The following is a 6,227-nucleotide window of genomic DNA, read 5'->3' as shown; positions in this document are numbered from 1 at the left end:
CGCACCCGGGCAGCCGCGGCGCTGTCGCAGACCACCACTGAACTGATTGGCGAACTGGGTATGGGCGGTGGCCAGTTCCGGATCGAGCTGGAACCGCAGGCGCAGCTCCGCCCGGACCCCAATGGCGCCGAGCGGGTCGAATTCCTGGTGGCTGCCAATGCCGGCCAGCCGGCGCGGGCGCTGCGCAAGGTCGCCTCCGGCGGCGAGCTGTCGCGTATTTCACTGGCCATCGAGGTGGCCGCACTGGGCCTGGACGCGGTGCCCACGATGGTGTTCGACGAGGTGGACTCGGGCATCGGCGGCGCCATCGCCGACATCGTCGGCAGCAAGCTGCGGGCGCTGGGCGAACGCCGCCAGGTGCTGTGCGTGACCCACCTGCCACAGGTCGCCTCCAAGGGTCACGCCCACTATCGGGTCAGCAAGGCGCCGGTGGAAGGCATGACCCAGAGCGCGGTGGAGCTGCTCGACGGCAAGGGCCGCGAGGAAGAGCTGGCGCGCATGCTCGGCGGCGCCGAGGTCAGCAAGGAGGCCCGCGCCGCGGCCCGCAAGTTGCTGGCAGAAGTGTGAGAAATAAAACCGGCGCATGCGCCGGTTTTTTTAAGATCAGATGATGCTCCGCCGCAGCCGGGCTCAACGCCGCTTCTTGCGAACGTACAGCACCAGCGAGTGCTCTTCGAGCTCGAACCCGTGCTCGGCGGCGATCTTCCGCTGCAGCTCCTCGATCTCGGCACTTTCAAATTCGATAATCTTGCCGGTATCCATGTCCACCATATGGTCATGGTGGGCGCCGCGATCCAGCTCGTAGACTGCCTGACCGCCTTCGAAATTGTGCTTGAGCACCAGACCGGCCGCCTCGAACTGAGTCAGCACACGGTAGACCGTGGCCAGACCTATCTCATCGCCGCAATCAAGCAGCTGGCGATAGATGTCTTCGGCCGTAAGGTGGTGATGCGGGGTGTTCTGCTCGAGCAAAGCGAGAATGCGCATGCGGGGATGCGTCACTTTCAAACCGACTTTGCGCAGCTCGTTGGATTCCATAGCCATCCTGTTCATTGGCGGTTTAACGCCAGTTGTCTCCTGTCAGATCGCGCAGGGTGCCGGGGAGTGTATCATCGGCCTGATTTCCTAAAACCGCCCTACCCAATGCGCAACCTCCTGTTGATCGCCGTTGTCGCCCTGTCCACTACTGGCTGCGGCATCATCTACAAGCAGCCCATCTATCAGGGCAACCTGATCCGCGAGCAGTCCGTGGCGCAATTGCAGGTCGGCCAGAGCAAGCAGCAGGTCAACGCGCTGCTGGGCACACCTTCCATTGCTGACCCGTTCCACGCCCAGCGCTGGGACTACACCGCCAGCCAACGTGTGAACCGCCTGGGCAAGACCGAAGTGAAGAATTTCACTGTTTTCTTCGAGAACGATGCAGTGACGCGCTGGGAAGGCGACTACTTCGCCACCCAGGATGCGGAGCTGGCCAAGAACAGCGTGCGCCAGTTCGGTCGCAATCTGGCCAAGGACAAGAAGAAGGGCGGCCGCTGATCGCCGCCTGCTGAACGTCAGCCGCCGCGCGCACGCCGGCGGCGATTTTCCTTGGGATCGGCCACCAGCGGCCGCAGCATCTCAATGCGATCCCCGTCCCGAAGCACCTGCTCTGGACGCGCGACGACGCCATGAACCGCGCAGGCCACCACTTCGCCGTCTGCGACCAGCGCCGCTTCTGCAAGCGCATCTGCCACGACGCAACCTTCCGGCAACTGCAGCTCGCGGCGGAGATAACGATCCGGCCAGGCCAGCACTACTTCCACGCGCATGCCTCAGGCCTCCTGATCGGCCACGCGCACGAAGTCATTGACCATGCGATCGGCCAGCCCCTGAAAACCCAGCGCCAACGCCGGACCCAACAAGCGCGAGGTTGGCTCGAACTCCAGCGTCAACGTCACCTTGCAGGCATCTTCCGCCAGCGAGTGGAATTCCCAGCGTCCGTGCAGGCGCTTGAACGGGCCATCACGCAACTGCATATCGATACTGTGCGGACGCTGCAACGTGTTCTCGGTCATGAACCAGGTCCGGAACGAGCCCAGCCCCAGATCGAGCCGGGCAACAACGCGATCACCGCCCTGCTCCAGGATCTCGGCCTTGTCGCACCAGCGGAAGCGGCGCGGATAGGCGGAGACGTCATTGACCAAGTCGAACATGCATCCTGCGGAGTGTTCGACCAAAGCGCTGCGGCGGATGGTAGGCATGGGATTACAAAGAATGTCCGGAACGCCCCCGAATCGGAGACAATATGTAAATGAGCAAGAAACCCGGCAAGGATAAAGCAAAGAGCGCGACGGTCGACAAAACCATCTCGCTCAACAAGCGTGCCCGTCACGAATACCACCTTGAGGAGCGTGTCGAGGCTGGACTGGTGCTGCAAGGCTGGGAGGTCAAGGCCATCCGCGCCGGTCGCGGCAATATGACCGACGCCTATGCATATGTGAAAGATGGCGAGATCTACCTGATCGGCGCGCAGATCACCCCGCTGATCCAGGCCTCCACCCACGTCGTGGCTGAAGACCGCCGTCAGCGCAAACTGCTGCTGCACCGCCGTGAGATCGACAAGCTGATCGGCCGCGTCGAGCGTGAGGGCTATACCCTGGTGCCCACCGCGATGTACTGGCGCAAGAACAAGATCAAGCTCGAGATCGCGCTGGCCAAGGGCAAACAGGATCACGACAAGCGCGATGCCGCCAAGGACCGTGACTGGGCCCGCGAGAAGCAGCGCGCCATGCGTGCGCACAACCGTAGCGCCTGAGCAAACCCCTGCGCGCTTGGCCGCTCCGGCGCGCGGAACGCCCCGGCGATGCTGGCCCCGCTTGGATTGGTTTCCAGTCCGGCATTCGACACAACAGTTAGCGACGCGCCAGCCGCTCCACCTGATCCCGGAGCGTCTGCATCGGCCTGTCTATACAGCCACGGTTCGCTGATCGCACCTGCACCCGACGCATTTCATTTGAGGGCGGCGCGTGTGCCCCGCCTATTCAGCATTTGCACCAGAAACACGGCGAAAGGATGGGCGTCAGATGAACCGACCAGCCGCGCACCGGCGCGCAGCGCGTGACGATTCAGACGCTTTGCCGTACCATCACCCACGTCGAGCATCGGCCCGCCCCGCAATAGCGGACGGATCGCTGAAGACTTGTAAGGCTCGAAGAAATCGGGGGTGCACTGGTTTCGACGGGGGTTATGAAGTCGCTTGGTGCATGCCGAGGGGGTAGCTTTCCTCGTAAATCCAGCTGCAAAACTCTAGTTGCCAACGACGACAACTACGCTCTCGCCGCTTAAGGCGTAAGCCCCGAACCCACTTGTGCCCGTGCTCGTGGATGTAGGGTCATTATCACGGAACCGGCTGTGACGGCTGCCTGTCAGTCACGGCTTAACCAAAACAGGCTGGTCTTGGGGTGCGCTTCGCATACCGTGCTGCCACAGGACGAGACCCAACGGTAAGCTAAGCATGTAGTACCGGGGATGGAGTGCCTTCGGACGGCGGTTCAATTCCGCCCACCTCCACCATATAGCCGTCTTGGGACGGTACAACAAAGGCTGGAAACCCTAGAGAAATCAAAGGTTCCGGCCTTTTTTGTGCCTGCGACAGTCCGACAGCGCCCATAACCACGCGGGGCAACACTGGGCAATCCAGGGCGCGGTAACTGCGCATGAAGCATGGCCCTCAATGCTCCTTAGCGATGTTGCGATCGGCAAAAGCAGGTCCGCGACGCCCGCTGCTTTCAAAGACGGCGGCCATTTCCTCCCCTCTGGAGTCGCAAGGCGGGGCGCTACAAGGTTGGGATACACAGAGAGGAAAGACCCGTTCCCTTGGACGCCCCCCTTCCCCGGCCATGTACTTGTCAGCAAAGGCAAGATTGCAACGGGCACTGCGTTGACGGGCGGCGCGTAAACGTCAGCCCACCGCCTCAGGCCAAGGCCCCGCCAAGCAGCACGCGCTCTGGAAAGCGCGCGCACAAAGTCGCAACTGGCAAGCAGCGCTCCTGCTGGCTCCCTCTGATGGACGTGCCGCTGCCGGCGCGGCGCGCCAGGGTCTTCCACCCGAGCGCTGGGCCGATCATTGGCACAGCCACGCTGCGGACAGCCATCAACCACTCTTTATCCGGCCCTCGACCAGATGCGTCACCTGTTGGCCGAACATGTCCATGTCCTCCGGGTCATGGCTGATCAGCAGCAGCGGAATGCCGGTCTGGTCCAGGACCGTCTCCAGCTCCTGACGCAAGTGCGCGCGCAAGTGGTGATCCAGCGCCGCGAACGGTTCATCCAGCAACAGCGCCTGCGGTTGCGTCACCAGTGCGCGCGCCAGTGCAGTGCGCTGGCGCTGCCCACCGGAGATCTGTGCAGGCAGCAGATCGCCGATGTGCTCGATGCGGAACGCCTGCAACCACTGCTCCACCGCCGCGATACGGCTCCCGCGCGCCGGGTTGCGCCAACCGCGCTGTAGACCGAAGCCCACGTTCTGGCGCACGCTCAGATGCGGAAACAATGCGTAGTCCTGAAACACATAACCGATCCGACGCCGTTGTGGTGACAGGTGGACACCCGCACGGGCATTAAACAACGTATGGCCATGCAGCCGGATCAGGCCGCTGTCCGGCCGCAACAGGCCAGCCACGGCTTTCAGTGTGAGGCTCTTGCCCGCGCCTGAAGGACCAAACAACACCACGCGGGGCTGGCTGCAACGCAGCTCCGCCTGCAGATGGAAATGCTGGCCGGCGGCTTGCAGGTGGCAGGCGATCTCCAGCTCAAGCCACATCACGTGTGCCTCCTGGCTGTCGCCCCACCAGCCGCGAGGCGAGCAGAAGCACGCTGATGCAAACCACCGAGGACACCATCACCAGCAGATTGGCACGTCCATCGTTGCCTGCCTGCACTGCCTCGTAGATGGCGATGGACAGGGTCTGGGTGCGCCCGGGAATACTGCCAGCCACCATGATGGTGGCGCCGAATTCGCCCATCGCACGCGCGAACGCCAGCAACAGACCGGCCAGAATTCCGCGCCATGCCAAGGGCAGCGTCACCCGGAAGAACAGCGCCATCTCGGAAATTCCCAGCGTGCGCGCAGCCTGCTCCAGCTGGGTGTCGACGTTCTCGAACGCCGCCCGGGCCGGCTTGAACACCAGCGGAAACGATGCCACTGCAGCGGCAACCACCGCCGCCTGCCAAGTGAAAAGCAGATTGATACCGAAGCTGTCCAGCAGCCATGCTCCCAGCGGACCATGGCTGCCGATCAGTACCAGCAGGTAGTAACCGAGCACGGTGGGCGGCAGCACCATCGGCAAAGTGAGAACCGTGTCCAGCAACTCACGTCCTGGAAAGCGCCGCCGCGCCAGCAGCGCGCCCAAGGCGACACCGAACACGAGATTGAGCAGCGTGGCCCAACCGGCGACCTTCAGCGACAACCACAAGGCACTCCAATCCAGGTCGACCATCAGGGACTGCCGAAACCATGTCTGCGCAGAATGGCCTGCCCTTGCGCTGAACGCACGAAAGCCATGAAGGCACGTGCATGCGCGGGAGATCGCGTCGTTCTCACCATTGCCAGCGGATAGCTGATGCCGCCCGGAACCGGCACCTGGAACGCGCGATGTACGCGACCAGGCATCGCCTGCGCGTCGGTGGCATAGACGAAACCGGCATCCACCTCGCCCCGTGCCACGTAGTCCAGCGACTGGCGTACATTCTGGGTGTTGATCATCCGCGGCTGCAGCGCTTGCCACAGACCCGCCTGCTGCAGCACCTCGCGCGCGTAGCGCCCGGCCGGTACGCTGTCCGGATTGCCGATGGTTATCCGCCTGACTCCCGGTTCGGCCAATGCCACCAGTGATGCCGGCTTTCCCCGAGCCTGCGGCGGCACCACCACCCACAGGCTGTTCACGGCGAATATCTGCCGCGTCGCAGGCACCACCAGACCACGTTGTGCGGCCAGCGCCATCGTGGCTTGATCGGCCGAGGCGAATACATCCACCGGTGCCCCGCGCGCGATCTGCTGCAGCAGCACACCGGAGGCGGCGAAATTCAGATCCACACGGATGTCTGGATTCACCGCTTCATAGGCTGCGGCTATTTCACGGAAGCTTTCGGTCAAGCTTGACGCGGCCGACACGGTCAGTTCGACGGCGGCGGCCGGAATCGCGGCAAACATCAGTACCAATGACAACAACGTGTTCATGGACAGGTCC

Annotated in this window: 9 protein-coding genes, 1 other RNA gene and 1 pseudogene; 4 read left to right on the top strand and 7 right to left on the bottom strand. The window is 63.2% G+C overall.

The window, feature by feature from the left end; all coding sequences use genetic code 11:
- Window positions 1-567: pseudogene (locus tag JCM9942_RS01015) on the top strand (DNA repair protein RecN); the annotation flags it as partial.
- A 63-nt stretch (window positions 568-630) separates the two neighbouring features.
- On the opposite strand, the gene fur reads toward JCM9942_RS01015, so the two are convergent.
- Window positions 631-1,038: a ferric iron uptake transcriptional regulator gene (fur, locus tag JCM9942_RS01010; protein ID WP_054656922.1), complete on the bottom strand. Its 408-nt coding sequence runs from the start codon at window positions 1,036-1,038 to the stop codon at window positions 631-633.
- A gap of 105 nt (window positions 1,039-1,143) precedes the next feature.
- Between fur and JCM9942_RS01005 the strand changes: the two genes are divergently transcribed.
- On the top strand, window positions 1,144-1,536 hold the full coding sequence (locus JCM9942_RS01005; protein WP_054656920.1) for an outer membrane protein assembly factor BamE: 393 nt from the start codon (window positions 1,144-1,146) through the stop codon (window positions 1,534-1,536).
- 17 nt (window positions 1,537-1,553) lie between these two features.
- On the opposite strand, the gene JCM9942_RS01000 is transcribed toward JCM9942_RS01005, so the two are convergent.
- Together JCM9942_RS01000 and JCM9942_RS00995 are read right to left on the bottom strand one after the other, a co-directional pair.
- The gene (locus JCM9942_RS01000) at window positions 1,554-1,808 is read right to left on the bottom strand and encodes an RnfH family protein (RefSeq protein ID WP_054656918.1); all 255 of its coding nucleotides are present in this window, start codon (window positions 1,806-1,808) and stop codon (window positions 1,554-1,556) included.
- 3 nt (window positions 1,809-1,811) lie between these two features.
- The gene (locus JCM9942_RS00995; protein ID WP_054656916.1) at window positions 1,812-2,240 is read right to left on the bottom strand and encodes a type II toxin-antitoxin system RatA family toxin; all 429 of its coding nucleotides are present in this window, start codon (window positions 2,238-2,240) and stop codon (window positions 1,812-1,814) included.
- A gap of 50 nt (window positions 2,241-2,290) precedes the next feature.
- Between JCM9942_RS00995 and smpB the strand changes: the two genes are divergently transcribed.
- Window positions 2,291-2,794 carry an SsrA-binding protein SmpB gene (gene smpB / locus JCM9942_RS00990; protein ID WP_054656914.1) on the top strand — a complete coding sequence of 168 codons (504 nt, stop codon included), beginning with the start codon at window positions 2,291-2,293 and terminating at the stop codon, window positions 2,792-2,794.
- 194 nt (window positions 2,795-2,988) lie between these two features.
- Here smpB and JCM9942_RS18730 read toward each other — a convergent pair whose 3' ends face one another.
- Entirely contained in the window at window positions 2,989-3,141 is a 153-nt protein-coding gene (locus tag JCM9942_RS18730; protein ID WP_157722735.1) for a hypothetical protein, read from the bottom strand.
- A gap of 57 nt (window positions 3,142-3,198) precedes the next feature.
- Here JCM9942_RS18730 and ssrA point away from each other — a divergent pair.
- Window positions 3,199-3,552: a transfer-messenger RNA gene (ssrA, locus tag JCM9942_RS17980) on the top strand.
- Between the two features lie 580 nt (window positions 3,553-4,132).
- On the opposite strand, the gene JCM9942_RS00980 is transcribed toward ssrA, so the two are convergent.
- The 3 genes from JCM9942_RS00980 to modA are packed head-to-tail and all read right to left on the bottom strand — an operon-like array spanning window position 4,133 to window position 6,217.
- Window positions 4,133-4,801 carry a sulfate/molybdate ABC transporter ATP-binding protein gene (locus JCM9942_RS00980; RefSeq protein ID WP_054656910.1) on the bottom strand — a complete coding sequence of 223 codons (669 nt, stop codon included), beginning with the start codon at window positions 4,799-4,801 and terminating at the stop codon, window positions 4,133-4,135.
- Window positions 4,791-5,477, bottom strand: a complete 687-nt coding sequence (gene modB, locus JCM9942_RS00975; protein WP_054656907.1) for a molybdate ABC transporter permease subunit — start codon at window positions 5,475-5,477, stop codon at window positions 4,791-4,793. The genes JCM9942_RS00980 and modB overlap by 11 nt, the downstream gene beginning before the upstream one ends.
- Window positions 5,477-6,217, bottom strand: a complete 741-nt coding sequence (modA, locus tag JCM9942_RS00970) for a molybdate ABC transporter substrate-binding protein (RefSeq protein WP_054656905.1) — start codon at window positions 6,215-6,217, stop codon at window positions 5,477-5,479. Before modA ends, modB begins: the two co-directional genes overlap by 1 nt.
- Window positions 6,218-6,227: the final 10 nt, after the last annotated feature.

This window comes from Stenotrophomonas pictorum JCM 9942 (genome assembly GCF_001310775.1).
Lineage (GTDB): Bacteria > Pseudomonadota > Gammaproteobacteria > Xanthomonadales > Xanthomonadaceae > Stenotrophomonas > Stenotrophomonas pictorum.
Note: the sequence above shows the minus strand (reverse complement) of the source record. Positions and strands in the feature narration are given on the sequence as shown.

Coding starts and splice junctions, on each gene's coding strand:
- fur (WP_054656922.1), bottom strand. CDS start 1,038: ATGGAATCCAACGAGCTGCGCAAAGTCGGTTTGAAAGTGACGCATCCC.
- JCM9942_RS01005 (WP_054656920.1), top strand. CDS start 1,144: ATGCGCAACCTCCTGTTGATCGCCGTTGTCGCCCTGTCCACTACTGGC.
- JCM9942_RS01000 (WP_054656918.1), bottom strand. CDS start 1,808: ATGCGCGTGGAAGTAGTGCTGGCCTGGCCGGATCGTTATCTCCGCCGC.
- JCM9942_RS00995 (WP_054656916.1), bottom strand. CDS start 2,240: ATGCCTACCATCCGCCGCAGCGCTTTGGTCGAACACTCCGCAGGATGC.
- smpB (WP_054656914.1), top strand. CDS start 2,291: ATGAGCAAGAAACCCGGCAAGGATAAAGCAAAGAGCGCGACGGTCGAC.
- JCM9942_RS18730 (WP_157722735.1), bottom strand. CDS start 3,141: ATGCTCGACGTGGGTGATGGTACGGCAAAGCGTCTGAATCGTCACGCG.
- JCM9942_RS00980 (WP_054656910.1), bottom strand. CDS start 4,801: ATGTGGCTTGAGCTGGAGATCGCCTGCCACCTGCAAGCCGCCGGCCAG.
- modB (WP_054656907.1), bottom strand. CDS start 5,477: ATGGTCGACCTGGATTGGAGTGCCTTGTGGTTGTCGCTGAAGGTCGCC.
- modA (WP_054656905.1), bottom strand. CDS start 6,217: ATGAACACGTTGTTGTCATTGGTACTGATGTTTGCCGCGATTCCGGCC.